This is a genomic window from Streptomyces sp. NPDC002467 (assembly GCF_042889825.1).
Lineage (GTDB): Bacteria > Actinomycetota > Actinomycetes > Streptomycetales > Streptomycetaceae > Streptomyces.
On record NZ_JBIARJ010000015.1, the window covers coordinates 99,176 to 120,637 of the forward strand.

Consider the following 21,462-nt stretch of genomic DNA (forward strand, 5'->3'; position numbering starts at 1 on the left):
GGCACAGCGGCACACGGGCACGGGCGCGCACCACGCTGCGGGCGGTCTTCCCTCTGGGGAGGCCGCCCGCTCCGCGTCGTACGGATCAGTGGTGCACGGGCTGTTCGGCGACGGCCTCGGCGACGACGCCGGCCGGGGCGGCGCCCGTGCGGGTCGCGTGGCGTCCGCGTCGCCCGGGGGAGGGCACGGTGACGGCGACGAGCAGACCGAGGGCGAGGGCGGCCGCGGAGATGACCGCGACTCCGAGCCCCGTGCTCGTCTGCGAGAGCAGCAGCATGGCGATCGTCGACACGATGACGGTGGCGGACCCGTAGGCGAGCTGTGCGGCAGTCGGACGCGGCATGGCGATATCCGTCCTCAGGGAGGGGAGGGGGAGTCGGCTCAACTAAGGTCGCGCGTCAAGTGACTCTACGACGGGAGATGCCCGAGCGGAACGGCCGGTAAGCGTGACCTAACCCACGGTGCCGGAGCACGGGGGGCGCACGGGGGTCATTTTCCTCACCACGTCCCCGGTCCGCGGGGGAAGTCGGGCCCGGAAAACACCAAATGCCCGGACGGGAAGCGACCTTCGCCCCGGATGGGAGCGGAACGTCCGGATAGCGGAACTCGCTGCCCGCATAGTGCAGTTGTAAGGAACAAGTCAAGGTCTGTCTTTTCTCTCGTCCGTCCGGTCAAATGTCGTCACTTGAGACGCGCGCCGCGCGGAACCCCCCTGCTCCGATGGAGACGTTCCGACCGTCCATGCGGCCGCGGGAGGGGAACACATCAAGTGACCAGCAACTCCGCCCGGAAGCGCGCCCTGCGCGTCGTGGCCATCGGCGTCACCATGGCTGCTTGTGCGACGAGCGCCACCTTCTTCGCCGTCACCGCGGCCCAGGCCGTCGAGCACGCCCCGAACGTCTCGGCCGCCGAGCGCCAGGACCCGACCGCCCCCTCGAAGGTGGTCGAGCACGACCTGAAGGGCCCGTTCAGCGAGCAGCGTGCCGCGCAGCGCAAGGCCGCCCTGGACCAGGTCCTGAAGGGCAAGAAGAACGTCGAGCAGCGCGGCGCCTCCAAGGTCGTCAAGCTCGACGACAAGAAGTACGTCGAGCTCGGCCGCGAGAAGACCGACAAGATCTTCACGATCCTCGTCGAGTTCGGCGACCAGGTCGACAACACCACCATGTTCGACCCGGACGGCCCCGGCCCCAAGCCGGCCGTCCCGAAGTACGGCGGCACCCCCGGTCCGCTGCACAACACGATCGCCCAGCCCGACCGCGCGAGCAACAACAGCACGGCCTGGCGCAAGGACTTCAGCCGCCAGTACTTCCAGGACCTGTACTTCGCGTCCGGTTCCGGCAAGGACTCGCTGAAGACCTACTACGAGAAGACCTCCTCGGGTCGCTACTCGGTCGACGGCGAGGTCGCCGACTGGGTCAAGGTCCCGTACAACGAGGCCCGTTACGGCTCGAACTACTGCGGCCAGAGCAACTGCGGCAACGTGTGGGACACCGTCCGCGACGGCGTCACCGCGTGGGTCGAGGCCCAGAAGAAGGCCGGCAAGACCGACGAGCAGATCAAGGCCCAGCTGGCGCAGTACGACCAGTGGGACCGCAACGACTACGACGGCGACGGCAACTTCAACGAGCCCGACGGCTACATCGACCACTTCCAGATCGTCCACGCGGGCGAGGACGAGTCGGCCGGCGGCGGTGTCCAGGGCAAGGACGCGCTGTGGGCGCACCGTTGGTACGCCTACGGCACCGACGCGGGCAAGACCGGCCCGGCGAACAACAAGGCCGGCGGCACCCAGATCGGCAACACCGGCATCTGGGTCGGCGACTACACGATGCAGCCGGAGAACGGCGGCCTCGGCGTCTTCGCGCACGAGTACGGCCACGACCTCGGCCTGCCCGACCTCTACGACACCTCCGGTGGCGGCGAGAACTCGGTCGGCTTCTGGTCCCTGATGTCGGCCGGCTCCTGGCTCGGCACCGGCAAGGACTCCATAGGCGACATGCCGGGCGACATGACCGCCTGGGACAAGCTCCAGCTGGGCTGGCTGAACTACGACAAGGCCAAGGCCGCGACGAAGTCCACCCACAAGCTGGGCGTTTCGGAGTTCAACACCAAGGACAAGCAGGCCCTGGTCGTCGAGCTGCCGAAGAAGCAGGTCAAGACCGAGGTCACCGCTCCCGCCGAGGGTGCCACCCAGTGGTGGAGCAACATGGGTGACGACCTCAAGAACACCCTCACCCGGTCGGTCGACCTGACCGGCAAGAAGTCCGCCGCCCTGTCCCTCAAGGGCTGGTGGGACATCGAGGCCGACTACGACTTCCTCTACACCGAGGTGTCCACGGACGGCGGCGCGACCTGGACCGCCCTCGCGGGTACCGCCGACGGCACGGCCATCCCGGCCGACGCCTCCGGCAGCCCGTCGCTGACCGGTGTCTCGGGCGCCTGGAAGAACCTCAACTTCCCGCTCGACGCCTACGCGGGCAAGAAGGTCGACCTCCGCTTCCGCTACCAGACGGACGGCGGCGCGGGCGGCAAGGGCTTCACCGCCGACGCCATGACCCTCACCGCGGACGGCGCCCCGCTGTTCACCGACGGCGCCGAGAACGGCGACAACGGCTGGACCGGCAAGGGCTTCTCCCGCATCGGCAACGGCTTCACCAAGGAGTACGACCAGTACTACCTGGCGGAGAACCGCCGTTACGTCTCGTACGACTCCACCCTCAAGGTGGGCCCGTACAACTTCGGCTTCGCCAACACCAAGCCGAACTGGGTCGAGCACTACGCCTACCAGGACGGCCTGCTGATCTGGCTCTGGGACACCTCCCAGAAGGACAACAACACCAGCCAGCACCCGGGCTCCGGTCTGATCCTCCCGATCGACGCCAACGCCAAGCCCATGAAGTGGGCCGACGGCACCCTGCTGCGCAACAAGATCCAGCCGTACGACGCGGCCTTCAGCGCCTACTCGACGGACGCGATCACGCTGCACAAGAACGGCGAGGAGCTCTTCCTCAAGCCGAAGCCCGCGCAGCTGGTCTTCGACGACCACAAGGGCAAGTACTGGTACGAGGAGAACCCGACCGGCTCGGTGAAGGTCACTGACACCAACACCAAGATCAAGATCGCCAAGGAGACGTACGACGGTCAGGTCATGACCGTCGAGGTCGGCCCCGCCGCGAAGTGATTCGGTAAAACCGCAGGTCAAAGCATGATCGGCCGTCGCCCTCTAGCGGGCGGCGGCCGATCGCGTTTAGATGCGCGGTACGAGTTTCTTATTGACGGGGGAGATGACAGCCGTGCCCGGTGGAGGTTTCGTCAGATTGCCAGGCGGCAGTGTGGTGGTCGCGCTCACACTGCCGAGGCCGTCCGGAGAGGGCGGAAATGTCCGTGTGCTCGTACACGCCGCGAACCGGGCCCGCGCCCTGACCAGGCTGCGGAACCACGGCATGCGGGCCGTGTACCTGCGGGGCAACGCGCACCCGCCGACCCCGGACGAGGTCACGGCCGTCCTGCACCACCCGGACGGCCTCCTGTGGCGCGGGGCCCCCGACCGGGCCCAGGAGCTCTGGCACCCCATCCGGGCCCTGCTGGGCACCTAGGAGGCCGCGAGCCGCTCCCCGCCCACGAGGTCCACCCCGGCCGTCCGGAGCTCTTCCAGGGCCCTCTCCGTGGTGTGGGGGGCGACGGCCGCCGTCAGGTCCAGCAGGACGCGGGTGGCGAAGCCGGCACGGGCGGCGTCGAGGGCGGTGGCCTTCACGCAGTGGTCGGTGGCGATGCCGACCACGTCCACCTCGGTGACCTGGCGGGCGCGCAGCCACTCGGCGAGCGTGTCCCCGTTCTCGTCGGCGCCCTCGAAGCCGCTGTACGCGGCCTCGTACGCGCCCTTGTCGAACACGGCGGCCACGGCGCCCGACGCCACGGCGGGCGCGAAGTTCGGGTGGAAGCCCACGCCCTCGGTCCCGGCGACGCAGTGCACGGGCCACGAGGTCTCGTAGTCCGGCTGCGCCGGGGGGTGCGCGAAGTGCGACCCGGGGTCGACGTGGTGGTCCCGGGTGGCGACGACGTGCCGGTAGGCGGGGGTGGCCTGGCCGATGTACTCGGTGACGGCGGCGGCCACGTCGGCGCCGCCGGCCACCGCGAGGCTGCCGCCTTCGCAGAAGTCGTTCTGTACGTCGACGACGATCAGTGCGCGGTGCATGTTCGGTGCCCTTCGCTTTGGCGGTGAGAACGGTGCGGGCCCGCTGCTGGGGGCTCTGCCCCCAGACCCCCGCGCCTCAAACGCCGGCGGGGCTGAACCCCGGCCCCGCCCGGCGGACGGCGGGGGCCACATCCAGCCCCGCCGGCGTTTGAGGCGCGGGGGCCCGGGGTGGAGCCCCGGGGGCGGCCCCGCAGGGCTTAGGCGTACTCGGTCGGGAGCACGGCCTCGCCGCGGGAGAGCTGCGTGGCGGACAGGGGGAGACCGGCGCGAGCAGCCCGGTGCCGGTCCCGCGCGGCCTCCAGCGGCTCGCGGGCCACGACCTCGCCGGACTTGACCAGCTGGGTCAGCAGCTGGTGGTCGGCCAGGGCCGACGGGACCGGCCCGGTCCCCACGACCTCCGCCTCGGCGACACCGTCCGCGTCACGGCGCCGCGCGGCCCACTTGCGGCCCCCGATGGACGTCTTGCCGCCCTTGGACCGCTTCGCCACCGGCGCCAGCGCCGCCTTCGGATCCGCCGAGGCGGCCCGCGCGACCAGCTTGTAGACCATCGAGCACGTCGGGTGCCCGCTGCCCGTCACCAGCTGCGTGCCCACCCCGTACGCGTCCACCGGGGCGGCCGCGAGCGAGGCGATGGCGTACTCGTCCAGGTCCGAGGTGACCACGATCCTCGTCGAGGTCGCCCCCAGCTCGTCCAGCTGCTGCCGCACCCGGTGCGCCACCAGCAGCAGGTCGCCCGAGTCGATGCGGACCGCGCCCAGCTCCGTACCGGCCACGTCGACGGCCGTACGGACCGCCTCGGCCACGTCGTAGGTGTCCACCAGCAGGGTGGTCCCGCGGCCCAGCGAGGCGACCTGCGCCGTGAAGGCGTCCCGCTCGCTGTCGTGCACCAGGGTGAAGGCGTGCGCGCTCGTGCCGACCGTCGGGATCCCGTACCGGAAGCCGGCCGCCAGGTTCGAGGTGGAGCCGAAGCCGCCCACGTACGCGGCCCGCGAGGCGGCGACCGCCGCCAGTTCGTGCGTGCGACGCGCGCCCATCTCGATGAGCGGTCGGTCGCCCGCCGCCGAGGAGATGCGGGAGGCGGCCGCCGCGATCGCCGAGTCGTGGTTGAGGATCGACAGGATCACCGTCTCCAGCAGCACGCACTCGGCGAAGCTGCCCTCGACCCGCAGGATCGGCGAGCCGGGGAAGTAGACCTCCCCCTCCGGGTAGCCCCAGATGTCGCCCGAGAAGCGGTACGAGGCCAGCCAGTCCAGCGTCCGCATGTCGACGACGGCCCGCTCGCGCAGGAATTCCAGCACCGCGCCGTCGAAGCGGAAGTTCTCCACCGCGTCGAGCACCCGGCCGGTGCCGGCGACGACGCCGTAGCGCCGTCCCTCGGGCAGCCGCCGGGTGAATACCTCGAAGACCGAGCGGCGGTCGGCGGTGCCGTTCGCCAGGGCGGCCTGCAGCATCGTCAGCTCGTAATGGTCCGTGAAGAGCGCTGTCGACGGGACGTCCACCGGCAGGCCCAGGTCCGCAGGGTTCATGACACGGATGCTAGCGCACATTTCGTCAAAGTGACGAGATGTAGGACCCGTTTGTGCGACGACCCCGTTACGGTGGCAGCATGGGACGAGTGAGTGTTGCTCCCATTGAGATCGAACGCACCGAGTCGGCCGAAGAGACCTTCGCGGTCCCCGAACCCGACGTCCCCTGGGTGACCCTGGTGCACAACGACCCGGTCAACCTCATGAGCTACGTGGCGTACGTGTTCCAGGCGTACTTCGGCTATTCGAAGGACGTGGCGCACAAGCTGATGCTCGACGTCCATCACAAGGGGCGGGCGGTCGTGTCCAGCGGCACCCGCGAGGAAATGGAGCGCGACGTGCAGGCCATGCACGGCTACGGCCTGTGGGCGACCCTTTCGCAGGACCGCGTCTGATGGGCGGCGGAACCTTCGAGGCACTCAAGGGCGGCGGAGCCGCCATCGCGCTGGACGAGATCGAGATCTCCATCCTGCGCTCCCTGGCCGTCCAGCTGCTGGAGCTGATCGGACCCGGCGAGCCCGAGCCGGCCGAGGACGCCGACCCGCTCGCCGCCCTCTTCGCCGAAGGGCCCTCCGAGCCCCCGAGCGACCCCGCGCTGGCCCGGCTCTTCCCCGACGCCTACGGCTCCCCGGACGGCAGCGGCGACGAGGGCGTCGACGCGGCCGAGCTGAAGGCCCGGGCGGCGGAGTTCCGCCGGTTCACGGAGAACGACCTGCGCAGCCGCAAGCGCGACGACGCCCTCTCCGTCGTGCGCAGCCTGGACGGGCTCACCCCGGCCGGCGACGGGGCGGCGGTGCTGGAGCTGACCGGCGAACTGCCGCTGCGCTGGCTCGGCGCGCTCAACGACCTGCGCCTGACCATCGCGTCCCGCCTCGACATCACCGAGGACGACGAGAGCGCGGCCCTCTTCCGGCTGCCGGACGACGATCCGCGCAAGCCGATGGTGATGGCGTACCTCTGGCTGGGCGGCCTCCAGGAGACCCTCATCGAGACCCTCTGAGGAGAGCCCGGAGATCGCCCCGGGACCCTCAGGGGAGCCTCAAAGCCCCGACCCGTTCGCTCAGCGGACGCTCAAATCCGGATAACGATCAGATCACCGCGCTGCGGTGATCTGATGCATTTCTGCCCCCTTGTCCCGGATTTCCGGTGTCCTGCGCCACATTCCACCCCCTCGACCGCCCGTAATGGCGTGATAAATCTTCACGACCGCCGGGACGCCACCCCTGTTCCGCGGCCCGCTTGAACCGGCTGATCGCCGGCGTGCAACTCCATCCGTATCCGGGGGGATCGAGGACCCGATCCGCAGCCAATGAAGGCGCGGGTCGGCGTGGAGAAAGGCGCACCAAGACATGACCTCTGTGCAGGTCGAGCAGAACGACAGGACGCCCGGCGAGGGCGCACCGGCCGAGGGTGGCGAGGGATACCACCGCGCTCTCGGCGCCCGCCAGATCCAGATGATCGCGATCGGCGGAGCCATCGGCACCGGCCTCTTCCTGGGCGCCGGCAAGGCCATCTCCAAGGCCGGACCGAGCCTGATCCTGGCCTACGCCATCGTCGGCGTGATCATCTTCTTCATCATGCGGGCCCTGGGCGAACTGCTCATGTACCGCCCGGTCGCGGGGTCGTTCTCCGACTACGCACGCGAGTTCCTCGGCCCCTTCTGGGGCTACGCCACCGGCTGGACGTACTGGCTGTTCTGGGTGGTCACCGGCATCACCGAGGTGACGGCCGCGGCCAAGTACATGTCCTACTGGACCGGCGACAGCTTCCCCCAGTGGGCGTACGCGCTGATCTTCACGGTCGTCCTCTACGCGGCGAACCTCATCTCCGTGAAGCTCTTCGGCGAGCTGGAGTTCTGGTTCTCGATGGTCAAGGTCACCGCCATCGTCGGCATGATCCTGATCTGCGCGGGCATCCTCACCATCGGCTTCTCCGACGCCGCCGCCACCGCCTCCGTCTCCAACCTGTGGAACGACGGCGGGTTCTTCCCCAAGGGCCTCGGCGGCACCCTGATGACCCTGCAGATCGTGGTCTTCGCCTTCCTCGCCGTCGAACTGGTCGGCGTCACCGCCGGCGAGTCCAAGGACCCCGAGAAGACCCTGCCCAAGGCCATCAACACCGTGCCGTGGCGCATCGCCGTCTTCTACGTCGGCGCCCTGATCATGATCCTGTCGGTCGTCCCGTGGCACGAGTTCCAGCCGGGCGTCAGCCCCTTCGTCGCCGCCTTCGAGAAGATGGGCCTCGGCATCGGCGCCGCCATCGTCAACTTCGTCGTGCTGACCGCCGCCCTCTCCTCCTGCAACTCGGGCATGTACTCCACCGGCCGCATGCTGCGCGACCTCGCGCTCAACGGTCAGGGCCCCAAGGTCTTCACCAAGCTGACGAAGAACGGCACGCCGCTCATCGGCACCACCTTCTCGGCCTCGCTGATGCTCGTCGGCGTCTGGATCAACTACGTCGCCCCCGGCAAGGCCTTCGACTACGTCGTCTCCTTCGCCACCATCTCCGGCATGTGGGCCTGGATCGTGATCCTGGTCTGCCAGATCCGCTACCGCGCCAAGGCCGACCGCGGCGAACTGCCCGCCTCCCGCTTCAAGACCCCCGGCGCCCCGTACACGAGCTACGTCTCCCTCGCCTTCATCGCCATGGTCATCGTCATGATGGGCATGGACAAGGACTCCCGGGTCTCGCTCTACTGCGCACCGCTGTGGGGCCTGATCCTGGGCCTGTCCTACCTGGCCCTGAAGGCCCGCAACCCGCGCGCCGACGCCTTCACCAAGGCCTCGTAGCGCCACCCTGTCCACCATTCGGGCCCTTCCGTACCACACCTCGGTACGGAAGGGCCCGTCTGCTTATCCTGTCGCTCATGCTGACCCTGACCCAGGCCCTGTACGACCGGATCGTCGAGCACGCCCGCCAGGACCACCCCGACGAGGCGTGCGGCGTCGTGGCCGGCCCGGCGGGCACCGGCCGCCCCGAGCGGTTCATCCCGATGCTCAACGCCGCCCGGTCGCCCACGTTCTACGAGTTCGACTCGAAGGACCTGCTGAAGCTCTACCGCGAGCTGGACGACCGCGACGAGGAGCCGGTGATCGTCTACCACTCGCACACCGCGACCGAGGCCTACCCCTCGCGCACCGACGTCACCTACGCGAACGAGCCCGGCGCGCACTACGTCCTGGTCTCCACGGCGGACGAGGACGGCCTCGGCGAGTTCCAGTTCCGGTCGTACCGGATCGTCGACGGCGTGATCACGGAGGAAGAAGTGCAGGTCGTGGCGGCCTACTGACCACCATGTGAGCAGTGCGCGTCCACGATGCGGGATCACACTCCAAACGGGGGACCGGGAATCGTTAACATGACCGCATGGTTTCCCACGACGTGAGCATCGAGACGCCCGGCAGGCTGCTGCTCGTGGCGCGGCTGCACGTCGACCTGTGCCGCCTCGCCAGCGCCATCTGTCCTGCCGCCTGAGCACCGGGCCCCTTCCGCGCGGGGGTCGCACGAACGCGCGCCCACACACTTCCTCGCCCCTTTTTCACGACACTGGAGCCTGCCATGGCCATCGAGGTCCGCATCCCGACCATCCTCCGCACCTACACCGACGGCGAGAAGGCCGTGACCGGTGAAGGCGCCACCCTCGCCGACCTCTTCGCCGACCTGGAGACCCGCCACAAGGGCATCGAGGAGCGCATCGTCGACGGCGGCCAGCTGCGCCGCTTCGTGAACGTCTACCTCAACGACGAGGACGTCCGCTTCCTGGAGGGCATCTCCACCGCCCTCAAGGACGGCGACAACGTCACCATCCTCCCGGCCGTGGCCGGCGGCGCTGTCTGATGCGTTACGACTCCCCGCTGGCCGCGGTGGGCAACACGCCCCTGGTCCGGCTGCCCCGGCTGTCGCCGTCCGAGGACGTCCGCATCTGGGCCAAGCTGGAGGACCGCAACCCGACCGGCTCGATCAAGGACCGCCCCGCGCTCCACATGGTCGAGCAGGCCGAGAAGTCCGGCCGCCTGTACCCCGGCTGCACCATCCTGGAACCGACCTCGGGCAACACCGGCATCTCCCTGGCGATGGCGGCCAAGCTCAAGGGCTACCGCATCGTCTGCGTGATGCCGGAGAACACCTCCCAGGAACGCCGGGACCTGCTGGCCATGTGGGGAGCCGAGATCATCTCTTCGCCCGCGGCGGGCGGCTCGAACACCGCGGTGCGGGTCGCCAAGGAACTGGCGGCCGAGCACCCGGACTGGGTGATGCTCTACCAGTACGGCAACCCGGACAACGCGGGCGCGCACTACGCGACCACCGGCCCGGAGATCCTCGCCGACCTGCCCTCGATCACCCACTTCGTGGCGGGCCTGGGCACGACCGGCACCCTGATGGGCGTCGGCCGCTACCTGCGGGAGCACGTGGAGGGCGTGAAGATCGTCGCCGCGGAACCCCGCTACGACGACCTCGTCTACGGCCTGCGCAACCTCGACGAGGGCTTCGTACCGGAGCTCTACGACGCGTCGGTGCTCACCACCCGCTTCTCGGTGGGCTCCGCCGACGCGGTCACCCGCACCCGCGAACTCCTCCAGCAGGAGGGCATCTTCGCGGGCGTCTCCACGGGCGCCGCCCTGCACGCGGCGATCGGCGTGGGCCGCAAGGCGGTTGCCGCCGGTGAGTCGGCGGACATCGTCTTCGTCGTGGCCGACGGTGGCTGGAAGTACCTGTCGACGGGCGTCTACACGGCGGCGACGACGGAAGAGGCCATCGAAGTCCTCCAGGGCCAACTCTGGGCGTAACCGCTCCGACCTTCATCCCCGGTGCTCGGCCCCGGACCCCGCGGTGCACCCCGGGGCCCGGGGCCGATCCGCATCCGCGGCCCGGCCGAGGCCAGTGCCAGGGCCGGGTCCGCGGGTGCGACGCCGCCGCCGGGGCTCCGCCCCGGACCCCGCGCCTCAATCGCCGGCGAGGCTGAAATTGCCCTGCGGGCAATCCAGCCCAACGGTCAACCAGCGGCACTTGGCGGACGGCAGCAGCCAAAACCAGCCCCTCCGGCGTTTGAGGAGCGGGGTCTGGGGCGGAGCCCCGGGTTCTTGAGCCGCGCCGGCGGCTGAGCCGGGCCCACCCAGCCGCGCCGGCGGGGGACCGGGGGCCGCGCCCCAGGCGGGGTCAGGACAGGTGTTCCGCCAGGATCGCGGCGTGGCTCGCCGCAGGGTCCCGCACCGCGGTCAGCAGCGTCAGCGGCCCCGCGTCCGCGAGCCCCCGCAGGCGGGCCAGCTCCGCCACGGCCACCGGCTCCGCCAGCTCCGCCTCGTACCGCCGCCGGAAGCCGTCCGCGGAGCCACCCCCGTGGAACCACTTCCGCAGCTCCGCCGACGGCGTCACCGCCTTCGGCCACTCGTCCACACCCGCCGCCTCCTTCGACAGCCCCCGCGGCCACAGCCGGTCCACGAGCACCCGTACGCCGTCGGCCCCCGGCTCCGGAGCCTCGTACACCCGCCGCAACCTGATCACCCGTTCCCGCGTCACCGGCCGCCTCCCAGCCCCTTGATCTCGTCCCAGATCGCCGGATCCAGCACCCCCACCCGCTCGGCGAACTCCCACACCGACACCTCCGCCGGCCGGTCCGCCTCCAGGAAGCTCGCCCGTCCCTGCGCCCGCAGCGTCCCCGGGGGCAGCGGGATCACCCCGGCCCGCCGGTCGTCGTACTTCCCGGTGATCCACGCGACCCGCGCACGATGGCCCCGCACCGATTCCACCGCGAGGACCAGACACGTACGGCCGTCCGTCAACCTCCACAGCTCGCCCGACCGCGGCTGCGGCGCCGGGCCCGGCCCGTGCGCCGGGGCAGACCGGCGGCGGCCGCCGGGCCGGCGGCGCCCGGCGACCAGCACCACCAGCGCGACGGCCACGACCGCGGCCACCGCGGGCCACCAGGACGTGTCCATGTTTAGACCGTAGCCGCGCCACCCCCACCCGGCACGGCAACGGCACGGCAACGGCATGGCAACGCCCGTGCCCCGCGTCGCTCCCCCGGGTGACAGCGCAGGTGATTCCCCCCACAACGGCCTGCCGCGGAGGAGCGACCGGTCGGTTCGCGCCTTACGCTCGACCCACGCACGGCCCGCATTCCGTCCACGGACCGTCCTCGGAGGTTCACGCTCCATGAAGCTCACCGTCGTCGGCTGTTCGGGGTCGTTCCCGTCCGCGGAATCGGCCTGTTCGAGCTACCTCGTAGAGGCTGACGGCTTCCGGCTGCTCCTCGACATGGGCAACGGCGCCCTCGGCGAGCTCCAGCGCCACATCGGTCTCTACGACCTCGACGCGATCTTCCTGAGCCATCTGCACGCCGACCACTGCATCGACATGTGCGCGTACTTCGTCGCCCGTTTCTACCGGCACGAGGGCGGCCGCTGCGGCACCATCCCCGTCTACGGCCCCGAGGGCACCGAGAAGCGCCTGACGACCGCGTACGACGACGTCCCCGACGAGCGCTCGATGAGCGAGGTCTTCGACTTCCGCACCCTGAAGCCCGGCACCTTCGAGATCGGCCCGTTCCAGGTCCGCACCGAGCGGGTGAGCCACCCCGTGGAGGCGTACGGGATCCGCGTCGAGCACGGCGGCCGCTCGCTGACGTACTCCGGGGACACCGGCGCCTGCCCCGAGCTGGCCCGGCTCGCCGAGGGCACCGACCTCTTCCTCTGCGAGGCCTCCTTCACGCACGGCAAGGAGGACATCCCGGACCTGCACCTCAACGGCCGGGAGGCCGGCGAGTACGCGCACGCCGGCGGTGTCGGACGGCTCGTCCTCACCCACATCCCGCCGTGGACGGACCCCGAGCAGAACATGGCCGACGCCCGCGCGGCCTTCGACGGCCGGGTCGACCTGGCGTACTCCGGCGCGGTGTACGAGGTCTGAGCCGCGGCTCCACGTCCGTACGACGAAGCCCCCGCCCTCCCTTCCGGGAGAGCGGGGGCTTCGTCGTGCGTTACCGGGTCGGCTACTTGGCCTCGGCCTTCTGCAGCTCGGCGAGCTCCTCGTCCGACTCGCGGCCGGGGGTGGGGAGGTTCCACTTGGTGATCGCGAAGCGGAAGACGAAGTAGTACACCGCCGCGAAGCAGAGGCCGACGGCGGCCAGGCCCCACGGGTTGTCGGCGATGCCCAGGTTCAGCAGGAAGTCGACCGCGCCGGCGGAGAAGCCGAATCCGTCGCGCATGCCGAGCGCCCAGGTCAGCGCCATGGAGACACCGGTGAGGACCGCGTGGATCGCGTAGAGCACCGGGGCGATGAACATGAAGGTGAACTCGATCGGCTCGGTCACACCGGTCACGAAGGCGGTGAGCGCGAGGGAGAACATCATGCCGCCGACGACCTTGCGGCGCTCGGGGCGGGCGCAGTGGACGATCGCGAGGCAGGCGGCCGGCAGGGCGAACATCATGATCGGGAAGAAGCCGGTCATGAACTGTCCGGCGGTCGGGTCACCGGCGAGGAAGCGGCCGATGTCACCGTGGACGGCACCGGTCGGGGTGTCGAAGGAGCCGGCCTGGAACCACGGGAAGGAGTTCAGGAGGTGGTGCATGCCGATCGGGATCAGCGCACGGTTGGCGACACCGAAGAGACCCGCGCCGACGGCGCCGGAGCCGGTCAGCCAGGTACCGAAGCCGTGCAGGGCGGAGCCCAGGACCGGCCAGATGAGACCGAAGACGATACCGGCGACCAGACCCGCGAAGGCGGAGAGGATCGGGACCAGACGGCGACCGCCGAAGAAGCCCGCCCAGTCCGGCAGCTTGGTCCGGTAGAACTTCTGGTACAGCAGGGCGGTGATGATGCCCATCACGACGCCGCCGAGCACACCGGCGTTGACCGGGGCGTCCACCTCGACGATCTTGCCGGCGACGACCTTCGCCACCTTCGGCAGGTTGCCGTCGGTGAAGGTGGCGAGCACCTTCTGGAAGACCAGGTAACCGGTGACGGCCGCCAGGGCGGTGGAGCCGTCCGACTTCTTCGCGAAGCCGATCGCGATGCCGACGGCGAACAGCAGCGCCATGTTGTCGAGGATCGCGCCGCCACCGGCGGCCATGTAGCCGGCGATCTTGTTGACGAACGTCGGGAAGGTGTCCTTCCCGAGCATGTCGTCCGCGCCCAGGCGGAGCAGGAGCGCGCCGGCAGGCAGCACGGCGACGGGGAGCATGAGGCTCCGGCCGATGCGCTGCATGACGGCCATCACGCCAGCGCCCTTCTTCTTTTCCGCAGCCGTCGCTGTGGACATGTGCTTCCTCCATTGGGCAAGGCGTCGCCCGGGGACAAAGAAGGGGGATGGCGACGTCTCTGAAAGGTGGTCCCGCGGCCATATCCGGCCCGCGTGGTCTACACCAATCCGTGGTGTAGACCAGTTGTAGCACGGTGAGGGATAGATAAGGAACCTTCGATTTCCTGTGGTCTACACCACACTCGGCGTGTCGTCGCCCCGCGCCCGGCCGGCCGGCCCTACGGACATGACGAAGGCCCCCGGAACCGATGGTCCGAGGGCCTCGTACGCGGGCCGAAGGGCCCGCTCACCACATGGAGGCGGCTACGCCTTGGTGTTGTCCGCCTGCATCGCCGCGATCTCCTCGTCCGACTCCCGCCCCGGCGTCGGCAGGTTGAACTTCGTGATCGCGAAACGGAAGATCGCGTAGTAGACGACCGCGAAGCACAGGCCGATCGGAATGATCAGCCACGGCTTCGTCGCCAACCCCCAGTTGATGACGTAGTCGATCAGACCCGCCGAGAAGCTGAACCCGTCGTGCACGCCCAGCGCCCACGTCACCGCCATCGACACGCCCGTCAGCAGCGCGTGGATCACGTACAGCACCGGCGCCACGAACAGGAACGAGTACTCCAACGGCTCCGTGATGCCCGTGACGAACGAGGTCAGGCCCACTGACAGCATCAGACCGCCGATCTCCTTGCGCCGCAGCGGCTTCGCGCAGTGCGCGATCGCGAGGGCCGCCGCCGGGAGGGCGAACATCATGATCGGGAAGAAGCCCGAGAGGAACATGCCCGCGTTCGGGTCGCCGTTCAGGAACATGTTGATGTCGCCGTGCACGGTCTTCCCCTCCGGCGTGGTGTAGCTGCCGAACTGGAACCACACCGGCACGTTCAGGAACTGGTGCAGACCGATCACCAGCAGCGCGCGGTTCGCGACGCCGAAGATGCCCGCACCCCAGTAGTCCAGGCCCACCAGCCAGTCCGAGAAGCTCTCCAGCGCGTCGCCGACCGGCGGCCAGACCCACAGGCAGATCACGGCGAAGCCGATCGCCACGAAGGACATGATGATCGGGACGAGCCGCCGGCCGTTGAAGAAGCCCAGCCAGTCGACCAGCTTCACCCGGTGGTAGCGCTGCCAGAACCAGGCCGCGAGCAGGCCCATGATGATGCCGCCGAAGACCCCCGGGTTCTGGTACGTGTACGCGACGAACGTGTCGTTCGCCCCCAGGCAGCCACCGCCGATGTCCTTGGTCCCCGTCGGGCACGGCTTCTGGAACGCGTGCAGCACCCCGCGGTAGACGAGGAAGCCGGCCACCGCCGCCAGCGCGGTCGAACCGTCCGCCTTCTTGGCCATGCCGATCGCGACGCCGATGCAGAACAGGAGGGGCAGGCCGAGGTCCGGGTCGAGCAGGGCGCCGCCCGCGCCGGCCATGATCTTGGCGAGGTCGTCCCAGCCCAGCCCCTTGGAGCCGAAGACGTCAGGCTGCCCCAGCCGGTTCAGGATGCCCGCCGCGGGCAGTACGGCGATGGGCAGCTGGAGGCTCCGCCCCATCTTCTGCAGCCCCTGGAACAGCCCGTTCCACCACTTCGCCTCCGGCTTCGCCTGTGGCGCTCCTGCGGCGCTGCTCGCGCTCATCCGCGTCCTCCCTGACCGGCCCGTTTTGGCTGTCGCGGCACGTGCGGCACACTGGTGTAGACCAGTTGTGGGCAGGTTGCTGCTGCTGATCGTCATGATTCGTCAGACAGTGGACGCGCGCTCGCGAAGATGGGCCAACCGTGCGTTACGGTGACGAAACGGACCGCATCGGTGCCGCCGAGACTCGTTCTTCGTACGACTCAGGGAGAAACACATGGCCACCAAGGCTGAGAAGATCGTCGCCGGGCTCGGCGGTATCGAGAACATCGAAGAGGTCGAAGGCTGCATCACGCGCCTGCGCACCGAGGTCGTCAACCCCGACCTCGTCGACGAGGTCGCCCTCAAGGCCGCCGGCGCCCACGGCGTCGTGAAGATGGGCACCGCCATCCAGGTCGTCATCGGCACCGACGCCGACCCGATCGCGGCGGACATCGAAGACATGATGTGAGCCGGGCGCACTGAAGCCCCTCCGAAGCTCCCCAGAAGACCCCGTACGGATGCCGCACGCACCCGAACGGGGTCTTCGCCGTTCCCCCGCAGGGACTAGGCTCAACGCCATGTCTCGCATCGACGGCCGTACGCCCGAACAGCTCCGCCCGGTCACCATCGAACGCGGATGGAGCAAGCACGCCGAGGGCTCCGTCCTCATCTCCTTCGGAGACACCAAGGTCTTCTGCACCGCCTCCTTCACCGAAGGCGTCCCGCGCTGGCGCAAGGGCAGCGGCGAAGGCTGGGTCACCTCCGAGTACTCGATGCTGCCCCGCTCCACCAACACCCGCGGCGACCGCGAGTCCGTACGCGGCAAGATCGGCGGCCGCACCCACGAGATCTCCCGCCTCATCGGCCGCTCGCTGCGCGCCGTGATCGACTACAAGGCGCTGGGCGAGAACACCATCGTCCTGGACTGCGACGTCCTCCAGGCCGATGGCGGCACCCGCACCGCCGCCATCACCGGCGCCTACGTAGCCCTCGCCGACGCCATCGCCTGGGGCCAGAAGAAGAAGCTCGTCAAGGCCGGCCGCAAGCCCCTCACCGACACCGTCGCCGCCGTCAGCGTCGGCATCGTCGACGGCGTCCCCCTCCTCGACCTCTGCTACGAGGAGGACGTGCGCGCCGAGACCGACATGAACGTGGTCTGCACCGGCGACGGCCGCTTCGTCGAGGTCCAGGGCACGGCCGAGGGCGAGCCCTTCGACCGCAAGGAACTCAACGCCCTCCTGGACCTCGCTGCCGGCGGCTGCGCGGACCTCCAGGCCCTCCAGCTGAGCGCGCTGGAGCTGGACCTGTAGGGGCTGGAACTGTAGGCGCCCGCACCGGCGTCTGGCAGGGTACGGGCGCACGGTGTCGAAGCCGCGCGCCCGTCCACGTATCCACACCCCTGGGGGGACCGGAAAAAATGAAGCTCCGCATAGCCGCCGTGACGCTGGCAGCCGCCCTCACCATCCCCGCCCTCACCTCCTGTGACGCGATCTCCACGGCGATGGACTGCGCCAACACGGCGGTCGCCATCACGGACGGCGCCAACGACCTCCAGCAGGCCGTCTCCAACGCGGGCAACAGCCCGCAGGACGCCCAGAACGCGCTGAACCAGATCGAGACGAACCTGAAGAAGATCGGCGACCAGACGGACAACGCCGACCTGAGCAAGGCCATCGGCTCGATGAACACGGCCGTCAAGAACGTCCGCACCGCCATCGAGCAGGGCAACGCGACCCCGGACATCACGCCGGTCGCCGACGCGGCCTCCGAACTCTCGAAGGTCTGCACTCCGGGCTGACGCCGAGGAAGGCGCCGCGTGGCGCCCGGAATAATGGCGGGCATGACCTCCACGCCTTCGCGCCTGATCCTGGCCACCCGCAATGCGGGCAAGGTCACCGAACTGCACGCCATCCTGTCCGACGCCGGCCTGCCGCACGAGCTGGTCGGCGCGGACGCGTACCCGGAGATCCCGGACGTCAAGGAAACCGGCATCACCTTCGCCGAGAACGCCCTCCTCAAGGCCCACGCCCTGGCCCAGGCCACCGGCCTCCCGGCGATCGCCGACGACTCCGGCCTGTGCGTGGACGTCCTGAACGGCGCCCCGGGCATCTTCTCCGCCCGCTGGGCCGGCAAGCACGGCGACGACAAGGCCAACCTCGACCTCCTCCTGGCCCAGCTCGGCGACATCGCCGACGAGCACCGCGGCGCCCACTTCGCCTGCGCGGCGGCCCTGGCCCTCCCGGACGGCACGGAACGCGTGGTCGAGGGCCGCCTCCTGGGCACCCTCCGCCACACCCCGGCCGGCACGGGCGGCTTCGGCTACGACCCGATCCTCCAGCCGCTGGGGGAGTCGCGCACGTGCGCGGAGCTGACGGCGGAGGAGAAGAACGCCATCTCCCACCGGGGGCAGGCGTTCAGGGCGCTGGTGCCGTTCGTGCGGGCGCTGCTGGGCTGAGCCGCCCGGGCGACACTGAAGGTCCCGTGCGCAGATGGTGCGCGCGGGACCTTCTGTGAGTGCGGTCGGAGGGACTCGAACCCTCAAGGGATTTCTCCCACAACTACCTAAAAGTTGCGTGTAGGCCAATTCCACCACGACCGCGACTAACCGGTAAATTCGGACATTGATCCCGACCGGCTGCGGCTAGTCTACGACCGCCAGGCCCTGGCGGGCGACAGCATTGCCGCGGCGACCTCCCCGGCACCATGTGCTCGTAATGGCGTGGCAGTTGGGGCACAGCAGCCGCAGGTTCTCGCGGCGGTCATCACTCCAGTCGCCGTTGATGTGGTCGACCTCCAGCGTCATGGGGCGTCCCCGCCATTCCGGGGGGCTCCCGCAGCCTGCGCACTGCTCGGGCACCCCGATGTCGCGGAGGGCGCGCCGCAAGGCAATCGTCCTGGTGCGGCGGGTGCCGTCGTGCTTGACCAGCACCTCGACCGCCGGCCTCGCCTGGGTGGGTCCGGGCTTCCCCTTTGAGTGGCCTTGTCCGAGGTGGTGCGAGGTGTCGAGGCTCGCCTCGGTCACCCATGGGCGTAGCAGTGCTCGCTGGTGGCCGTTGTCCGGCCGGTTGAGCTTCCGCAGCGTACCCGCGATGCTCGTCGATTGCGTGACGGCCGCCCTGAGTTCGTCGCAGGGCGGCGGGGCCTGCCCGCCGGTGGGGCGGAAGTGGGTGACGTCTATGCCGAAGTGGGCGAAGCGCCTCATCGGATAGCGCCCGAGGTGTTCGTAGGGACGTGTGCCGAGGTATGCGATCACCTCGTCGATATCGCCGCACCGGGCGGCGGCTTCGGCCAGCAGTTCCTGTGTGTAGCCGGTTCGCTTGCCCACCTGCGCCGGGCCTTGCCTCGGCCTCGGTATGTGTCCGTCGTCGAGTGGCAGTTGGGGCAGAGGAGTCGCAGGTTCTCCCACCGGTTGTCACGCCAGTCGCCATTGATGTGGTCGACTTCCAGAGGGAGGGGTTCACCCATCCAGACGGCCTCGACCCCGCACTCGGCGCAGCGTTCTTCCGCGCCCAGCACTGCCATTGCGGCCTTGAGCCGGTCGCTTTGGATGCGCCGGGCCTGCTCCGGGGGCTGTTTCACCAGCAGTGATTCGGGTGATCGGCGATTCCTGGGTATGCCCGCCCGTGACTGCGCTTTGAAGTGCGAGGTGTCTATCCCCAGGGCCTTGACTCGTCGGCTGATGTGGGTGTGCTGCCCGCCGACGACATTCACCCCCAGGCGGCGGAGCACCTCGCTCATGTTCGTCGAGGCTGAGACTGCTTCCTCCAGTACCTCCTTGGTCCACTTCAGCCCCTCGCGCTCGAAGTGGGAGGTGTCGACTCCCAGGCCTTTCATTCGCCCGCGGATGTGCTCACGCGAGCCGCTCTTCGGGTCGACCCCCAGTTTGTTGAGCGCCTCCGTCAGCGTGCGTGATGTGCGCGCCGCCTCCGAGAGGCGTTCTCTCGTGTAAGGGCTGGTCGGCATTCCGTCCCCCTCGCTTCCGGCCGCACGTGCGACCCTCGCATGGAGTAACGACCCGATAGTCGGACGGTTACGTGGAATTTCGTCCGATAAAGCGAGCGGCCCGCACCGGTTCACGGTGCGGGCCGGGGTCGGCAGAGGCAGCGGGTCAGATGCCCAGGTCCTTGATGATCTTGGCTACGTGGCCCGTGGCCTTGACGTTGTAGAAGGCGTGTTCCACCTTGCCCTCCTCGTCCACGACCACCGTCGAGCGGATGACGCCCGTGACCGTCTTGCCGTACAGCTTCTTCTCGCCGAACGCGCCGTAGGCCTCCAGCACGGCCTTTTCCGGGTCGCCGACCAGCGTGACCTTCAGGTGTTCCTGCTCCCGGAACTTCGCCAGCTTCTCCGGCTTGTCCGGGGACACGCCGATCACGTCGTAGCCGGCAGTGGCCAGGACGTCCAGGTTGTCCGTGAAGTCGCAGGCCTGCTTCGTGCAGCCCGGGGTGAGGGCCGCGGGGTAGAAGTACACGATCACCTTGCGGCCCTTGTGGTCGGCGAGCGAGACCTCGTTGCCGTCCGCGTCGGGCAGGGTGAAGGCGGGGGCGGTGTCGCCCGGCTGCAGTCGCTCGCTCATGTCAACAGTCTCCTCGGGAGGGCACCAGCATCGTTCTGCAACGAGACTAAGCTGACGATGAGTCCATGGGGCACTACGCCCCATGCGGGACACGACGACGAAACGACGACGGAGGCAGCGCGGTGCCGGAAGCCAGGACCCCCGCACAGATCGAGGCGGACATCGTCCGCCGCCGCGAGCAGCTCGCCGAGACGCTCGACGAGATCGGTGTGCGGATGCACCCGAGCACGATCATCGGGGACGCGAAGGCCAGGGTCGCCTCGACCGTCGACCACACGGCCGGGCGGGCCTTCGCCGCCGTGAACCGGTGCGTGAGCGACGTGCAGGCCGGGCTGCGCGACGAGAACGGCGCTCCGCGCGTCGACCGGATCGTGCCGGTCGCGCTGGTCGCCGCGGGTCTGATCGGGCTGATCGTGGTGTCGGCGCGCCGTAAGCGGGGATGACCCTCCGGAGTACAGGGCGGGCGCGGGCAGGTAAGTTCGAGGCGTGAGCGAGAACACCACCCACGACAAGCTGCCCATCCGCATGCTCCACGACCGCGTGCTCGTGAAGTCCGACCTGCCGGAGGGCGAGCGCCGTTCCGGCGGCGGGATCCTGATCCCGGCGACGGCCGCGGTCGGCAAGCGGCTGGCCTGGGCCGAGGTGGTCGCGGTCGGGCAGAACGTACGGTCCGTCGAGCCGGGCGACCGGGTGCTGTACGACCCCGAGGACCGGGCCGAGGTCGAGGTGCGGGGTGCGACGTACGTGCTGATGCGCGAGCGGGACCTGCACGCCGTGGCCGCGGAGCGGCTGGAGGGGTCGACGGACTCCACCGGGTTGTATCTGTAGACAGGTAGAGCGTAGGGGCCGGTGATCGGGATCACCGGCCCCTTTCGTATTGCTTTGCTACGGTGGAGGAGAACCCCGACGAGACGCGCCGTACCGGGTCAAGGACAAGACGACGCACCCCCGTACCGCTCGATTTCTCGTCGTCCCGGAGGTGCCGTCATGGCATGGGTTCTTCTTCTCGTCGCCGGCCTGCTTGAGGTCGGCTGGTCGATCGGCATGAAGTTCACCGACGGTTTCACCCGGCTGTGGCCCAGTGTGTTCACGGGTGCCGGGATCGTCGCCAGCATGGTGCTGCTGTCGTACGCCGCGAAGACCCTGCCCATCGGTACCGCGTACGGGGTGTGGGTCGGCATCGGCGCCGCCGGTGCGGCCGTGCTCGGCATGGCGGTGCTGGGTGAGCCCGTCACCGCCGCCCGGATCTTCTTCATCAGCCTGCTGCTGGTGGCCGTGGTGGGGCTGAAGGCCACCTCCGGGCACTAACGGG

At 69.5% G+C, this 21,462-nt stretch carries 27 protein-coding genes, 1 tRNA gene and 1 riboswitch; of the genes, 17 read left to right on the forward strand and 11 right to left on the reverse strand.

The window, feature by feature from the left end; all coding sequences use genetic code 11:
- Positions 1 to 85: 85 nt before the first annotated feature.
- On the reverse strand, positions 86 to 343 hold the full coding sequence (locus ACFYYJ_RS28025; protein ID WP_385133287.1) for a hypothetical protein: 258 nt from the start codon (positions 341 to 343) through the stop codon (positions 86 to 88).
- A gap of 483 nt (positions 344 to 826) precedes the next feature.
- Here ACFYYJ_RS28025 and ACFYYJ_RS28030 point away from each other — a divergent pair, with 483 nt between their 5' ends.
- On the forward strand, positions 827 to 3,181 hold the full coding sequence (locus ACFYYJ_RS28030) for an immune inhibitor A domain-containing protein (RefSeq protein ID WP_385133313.1): 2,355 nt from the start codon (positions 827 to 829) through the stop codon (positions 3,179 to 3,181).
- Between the two features lie 70 nt (positions 3,182 to 3,251).
- Complete coding sequence (locus ACFYYJ_RS28035; RefSeq protein WP_376658542.1) at positions 3,252 to 3,596, forward strand: hypothetical protein; 345 nt, start codon at positions 3,252 to 3,254, stop codon at positions 3,594 to 3,596.
- Here the strand turns inward: ACFYYJ_RS28035 and ACFYYJ_RS28040 are convergent.
- Complete coding sequence (locus ACFYYJ_RS28040; RefSeq protein WP_385365901.1) at positions 3,593 to 4,195, reverse strand: isochorismatase family protein; 603 nt, start codon at positions 4,193 to 4,195, stop codon at positions 3,593 to 3,595. The genes ACFYYJ_RS28035 and ACFYYJ_RS28040 overlap by 4 nt on opposite strands.
- A 197-nt stretch (positions 4,196 to 4,392) precedes the next feature.
- The gene (locus ACFYYJ_RS28045) at positions 4,393 to 5,721 is read right to left on the reverse strand and encodes a nicotinate phosphoribosyltransferase (protein WP_389136473.1); all 1,329 of its coding nucleotides are present in this window, start codon (positions 5,719 to 5,721) and stop codon (positions 4,393 to 4,395) included.
- Between the two features lie 80 nt (positions 5,722 to 5,801).
- Here ACFYYJ_RS28045 and clpS point away from each other — a divergent pair, with 80 nt between their 5' ends.
- The 7 genes from clpS (at position 5,802) to ACFYYJ_RS28080 (ending at position 10,508) form a co-directional block, all read left to right on the forward strand.
- A complete protein-coding gene (gene clpS, locus ACFYYJ_RS28050) occupies positions 5,802 to 6,116 on the forward strand; it encodes an ATP-dependent Clp protease adapter ClpS (RefSeq protein ID WP_376658539.1) in 315 nt (104 codons plus the stop codon).
- Complete coding sequence (locus ACFYYJ_RS28055) at positions 6,116 to 6,721, forward strand: DUF2017 domain-containing protein (RefSeq protein WP_389136477.1); 606 nt, start codon at positions 6,116 to 6,118, stop codon at positions 6,719 to 6,721. The genes clpS and ACFYYJ_RS28055 overlap by 1 nt, the downstream gene beginning before the upstream one ends.
- 349 nt (positions 6,722 to 7,070) lie before the next feature.
- Positions 7,071 to 8,510, forward strand: a complete 1,440-nt coding sequence (locus tag ACFYYJ_RS28060) for an amino acid permease (protein ID WP_389136480.1) — start codon at positions 7,071 to 7,073, stop codon at positions 8,508 to 8,510.
- A gap of 77 nt (positions 8,511 to 8,587) precedes the next feature.
- Positions 8,588 to 9,010 carry a Mov34/MPN/PAD-1 family protein gene (locus ACFYYJ_RS28065; RefSeq protein WP_384758290.1) on the forward strand — a complete coding sequence of 141 codons (423 nt, stop codon included), beginning with the start codon at positions 8,588 to 8,590 and terminating at the stop codon, positions 9,008 to 9,010.
- A 77-nt stretch (positions 9,011 to 9,087) separates the two neighbouring features.
- Positions 9,088 to 9,195 carry a putative leader peptide gene (locus ACFYYJ_RS28070; RefSeq protein ID WP_311736929.1) on the forward strand — a complete coding sequence of 36 codons (108 nt, stop codon included), beginning with the start codon at positions 9,088 to 9,090 and terminating at the stop codon, positions 9,193 to 9,195.
- Between the two features lie 84 nt (positions 9,196 to 9,279).
- Entirely contained in the window at positions 9,280 to 9,558 is a 279-nt protein-coding gene (locus ACFYYJ_RS28075) for a MoaD/ThiS family protein (protein ID WP_384758293.1), read from the forward strand.
- Complete coding sequence (locus tag ACFYYJ_RS28080; RefSeq protein ID WP_385124745.1) at positions 9,558 to 10,508, forward strand: PLP-dependent cysteine synthase family protein; 951 nt, start codon at positions 9,558 to 9,560, stop codon at positions 10,506 to 10,508. Before ACFYYJ_RS28075 ends, ACFYYJ_RS28080 begins: the two co-directional genes overlap by 1 nt.
- Before the next feature lie 370 nt (positions 10,509 to 10,878).
- Here the strand turns inward: ACFYYJ_RS28080 and ACFYYJ_RS28085 are convergent, their stop codons facing one another.
- Together ACFYYJ_RS28085 and ACFYYJ_RS28090 are read right to left on the reverse strand one after the other, a co-directional pair.
- Positions 10,879 to 11,238 carry a DUF488 domain-containing protein gene (locus tag ACFYYJ_RS28085; protein ID WP_385124746.1) on the reverse strand — a complete coding sequence of 120 codons (360 nt, stop codon included), beginning with the start codon at positions 11,236 to 11,238 and terminating at the stop codon, positions 10,879 to 10,881.
- Positions 11,235 to 11,657, reverse strand: coding sequence for a hypothetical protein (locus ACFYYJ_RS28090; protein ID WP_385363683.1), 423 nt, complete (start codon positions 11,655 to 11,657; stop codon positions 11,235 to 11,237). Before ACFYYJ_RS28090 ends, ACFYYJ_RS28085 begins: the two co-directional genes overlap by 4 nt.
- 217 nt (positions 11,658 to 11,874) lie before the next feature.
- Between ACFYYJ_RS28090 and ACFYYJ_RS28095 the strand changes: the two genes are divergently transcribed.
- Positions 11,875 to 12,627 carry an MBL fold metallo-hydrolase gene (locus ACFYYJ_RS28095; protein WP_384593156.1) on the forward strand — a complete coding sequence of 251 codons (753 nt, stop codon included), beginning with the start codon at positions 11,875 to 11,877 and terminating at the stop codon, positions 12,625 to 12,627.
- 82 nt (positions 12,628 to 12,709) lie between these two features.
- On the opposite strand, the gene ACFYYJ_RS28100 is transcribed toward ACFYYJ_RS28095, so the two are convergent.
- Both ACFYYJ_RS28100 and ACFYYJ_RS28105 read right to left on the reverse strand, forming a co-directional pair.
- Entirely contained in the window at positions 12,710 to 13,978 is a 1,269-nt protein-coding gene (locus tag ACFYYJ_RS28100) for a PTS transporter subunit EIIC (protein ID WP_385124748.1), read from the reverse strand.
- A gap of 303 nt (positions 13,979 to 14,281) precedes the next feature.
- Positions 14,282 to 15,595, reverse strand: coding sequence for a PTS transporter subunit EIIC (locus ACFYYJ_RS28105; protein ID WP_389136488.1), 1,314 nt, complete (start codon positions 15,593 to 15,595; stop codon positions 14,282 to 14,284).
- A 214-nt stretch (positions 15,596 to 15,809) separates the two neighbouring features.
- On the opposite strand from ACFYYJ_RS28105, the gene ACFYYJ_RS28110 reads away from it, so the two are divergent.
- The 4 genes from ACFYYJ_RS28110 to rdgB all read left to right on the forward strand — a co-directional run bounded on the left by ACFYYJ_RS28110 (position 15,810) and on the right by rdgB (position 18,029).
- A complete protein-coding gene (locus tag ACFYYJ_RS28110) occupies positions 15,810 to 16,043 on the forward strand; it encodes a glucose PTS transporter subunit EIIB (RefSeq protein WP_073799335.1) in 234 nt (77 codons plus the stop codon).
- A gap of 109 nt (positions 16,044 to 16,152) precedes the next feature.
- Positions 16,153 to 16,884 carry a ribonuclease PH gene (rph, locus tag ACFYYJ_RS28115; RefSeq protein ID WP_384593166.1) on the forward strand — a complete coding sequence of 244 codons (732 nt, stop codon included), beginning with the start codon at positions 16,153 to 16,155 and terminating at the stop codon, positions 16,882 to 16,884.
- A gap of 107 nt (positions 16,885 to 16,991) precedes the next feature.
- Complete coding sequence (locus tag ACFYYJ_RS28120) at positions 16,992 to 17,372, forward strand: hypothetical protein (RefSeq protein WP_385124752.1); 381 nt, start codon at positions 16,992 to 16,994, stop codon at positions 17,370 to 17,372.
- A gap of 42 nt (positions 17,373 to 17,414) precedes the next feature.
- Entirely contained in the window at positions 17,415 to 18,029 is a 615-nt protein-coding gene (rdgB, locus tag ACFYYJ_RS28125; RefSeq protein ID WP_389136493.1) for an RdgB/HAM1 family non-canonical purine NTP pyrophosphatase, read from the forward strand.
- Between the two features lie 60 nt (positions 18,030 to 18,089).
- Here rdgB and ACFYYJ_RS28130 read toward each other — a convergent pair.
- The 4 genes from ACFYYJ_RS28130 to bcp all read right to left on the reverse strand — a co-directional run bounded on the left by ACFYYJ_RS28130 (position 18,090) and on the right by bcp (position 20,150).
- A tRNA-Leu gene (locus ACFYYJ_RS28130) sits at positions 18,090 to 18,173 on the reverse strand.
- Between the two features lie 42 nt (positions 18,174 to 18,215).
- Positions 18,216 to 18,899: an HNH endonuclease gene (locus ACFYYJ_RS28135; RefSeq protein WP_389136495.1), complete on the reverse strand. Its 684-nt coding sequence runs from the start codon at positions 18,897 to 18,899 to the stop codon at positions 18,216 to 18,218.
- Positions 18,824 to 19,537, reverse strand: a complete 714-nt coding sequence (locus tag ACFYYJ_RS28140; RefSeq protein WP_389136498.1) for an HNH endonuclease signature motif containing protein — start codon at positions 19,535 to 19,537, stop codon at positions 18,824 to 18,826. Before ACFYYJ_RS28140 ends, ACFYYJ_RS28135 begins: the two co-directional genes overlap by 76 nt.
- Positions 19,538 to 19,682: 145 nt before the next feature.
- Entirely contained in the window at positions 19,683 to 20,150 is a 468-nt protein-coding gene (gene bcp / locus ACFYYJ_RS28145; RefSeq protein WP_376655614.1) for a thioredoxin-dependent thiol peroxidase, read from the reverse strand.
- Between the two features lie 122 nt (positions 20,151 to 20,272).
- Here bcp and ACFYYJ_RS28150 point away from each other — a divergent pair, with 122 nt between their 5' ends.
- The 3 genes from ACFYYJ_RS28150 (at position 20,273) to ACFYYJ_RS28160 (ending at position 21,458) form a co-directional block, all read left to right on the forward strand.
- Positions 20,273 to 20,593: a DUF3618 domain-containing protein gene (locus tag ACFYYJ_RS28150; RefSeq protein WP_384754567.1), complete on the forward strand. Its 321-nt coding sequence runs from the start codon at positions 20,273 to 20,275 to the stop codon at positions 20,591 to 20,593.
- Positions 20,594 to 20,636: 43 nt separating this feature from the next.
- Positions 20,637 to 20,978 (forward strand): GroES family chaperonin, encoded by a 342-nt coding sequence (locus ACFYYJ_RS28155; RefSeq protein ID WP_376655616.1) that lies wholly within the window; start codon positions 20,637 to 20,639, stop codon positions 20,976 to 20,978.
- A 46-nt stretch (positions 20,979 to 21,024) separates the two neighbouring features.
- Positions 21,025 to 21,097: riboswitch (guanidine-III (ykkC-III) riboswitch) on the forward strand.
- Positions 21,098 to 21,137: 40 nt separating this feature from the next.
- Positions 21,138 to 21,458: a multidrug efflux SMR transporter gene (locus tag ACFYYJ_RS28160; RefSeq protein ID WP_361137712.1), complete on the forward strand. Its 321-nt coding sequence runs from the start codon at positions 21,138 to 21,140 to the stop codon at positions 21,456 to 21,458.
- Positions 21,459 to 21,462: the final 4 nt, after the last annotated feature.

Coding starts and splice junctions, on each gene's coding strand:
- ACFYYJ_RS28075 (WP_384758293.1), top strand. CDS start 9,280: ATGGCCATCGAGGTCCGCATCCCGACCATCCTCCGCACCTACACCGAC.
- ACFYYJ_RS28095 (WP_384593156.1), top strand. CDS start 11,875: ATGAAGCTCACCGTCGTCGGCTGTTCGGGGTCGTTCCCGTCCGCGGAA.
- ACFYYJ_RS28060 (WP_389136480.1), top strand. CDS start 7,071: ATGACCTCTGTGCAGGTCGAGCAGAACGACAGGACGCCCGGCGAGGGC.
- ACFYYJ_RS28090 (WP_385363683.1), bottom strand. CDS start 11,657: ATGGACACGTCCTGGTGGCCCGCGGTGGCCGCGGTCGTGGCCGTCGCG.
- ACFYYJ_RS28065 (WP_384758290.1), top strand. CDS start 8,588: ATGCTGACCCTGACCCAGGCCCTGTACGACCGGATCGTCGAGCACGCC.
- ACFYYJ_RS28035 (WP_376658542.1), top strand. CDS start 3,252: ATGCGCGGTACGAGTTTCTTATTGACGGGGGAGATGACAGCCGTGCCC.
- ACFYYJ_RS28070 (WP_311736929.1), top strand. CDS start 9,088: ATGGTTTCCCACGACGTGAGCATCGAGACGCCCGGCAGGCTGCTGCTC.
- ACFYYJ_RS28160 (WP_361137712.1), top strand. CDS start 21,138: ATGGCATGGGTTCTTCTTCTCGTCGCCGGCCTGCTTGAGGTCGGCTGG.
- ACFYYJ_RS28120 (WP_385124752.1), top strand. CDS start 16,992: ATGAAGCTCCGCATAGCCGCCGTGACGCTGGCAGCCGCCCTCACCATC.
- rdgB (WP_389136493.1), top strand. CDS start 17,415: ATGACCTCCACGCCTTCGCGCCTGATCCTGGCCACCCGCAATGCGGGC.
- ACFYYJ_RS28100 (WP_385124748.1), bottom strand. CDS start 13,978: ATGTCCACAGCGACGGCTGCGGAAAAGAAGAAGGGCGCTGGCGTGATG.
- ACFYYJ_RS28030 (WP_385133313.1), top strand. CDS start 827: ATGGCTGCTTGTGCGACGAGCGCCACCTTCTTCGCCGTCACCGCGGCC.
- rph (WP_384593166.1), top strand. CDS start 16,153: ATGTCTCGCATCGACGGCCGTACGCCCGAACAGCTCCGCCCGGTCACC.
- ACFYYJ_RS28110 (WP_073799335.1), top strand. CDS start 15,810: ATGGCCACCAAGGCTGAGAAGATCGTCGCCGGGCTCGGCGGTATCGAG.
- ACFYYJ_RS28040 (WP_385365901.1), bottom strand. CDS start 4,195: ATGCACCGCGCACTGATCGTCGTCGACGTACAGAACGACTTCTGCGAA.
- ACFYYJ_RS28140 (WP_389136498.1), bottom strand. CDS start 19,537: ATGCCGACCAGCCCTTACACGAGAGAACGCCTCTCGGAGGCGGCGCGC.
- ACFYYJ_RS28055 (WP_389136477.1), top strand. CDS start 6,116: ATGGGCGGCGGAACCTTCGAGGCACTCAAGGGCGGCGGAGCCGCCATC.
- clpS (WP_376658539.1), top strand. CDS start 5,802: ATGGGACGAGTGAGTGTTGCTCCCATTGAGATCGAACGCACCGAGTCG.
- ACFYYJ_RS28080 (WP_385124745.1), top strand. CDS start 9,558: ATGCGTTACGACTCCCCGCTGGCCGCGGTGGGCAACACGCCCCTGGTC.
- bcp (WP_376655614.1), bottom strand. CDS start 20,150: ATGAGCGAGCGACTGCAGCCGGGCGACACCGCCCCCGCCTTCACCCTG.
- ACFYYJ_RS28105 (WP_389136488.1), bottom strand. CDS start 15,595: ATGAGCGCGAGCAGCGCCGCAGGAGCGCCACAGGCGAAGCCGGAGGCG.
- ACFYYJ_RS28045 (WP_389136473.1), bottom strand. CDS start 5,721: ATGAACCCTGCGGACCTGGGCCTGCCGGTGGACGTCCCGTCGACAGCG.
- ACFYYJ_RS28025 (WP_385133287.1), bottom strand. CDS start 343: ATGCCGCGTCCGACTGCCGCACAGCTCGCCTACGGGTCCGCCACCGTC.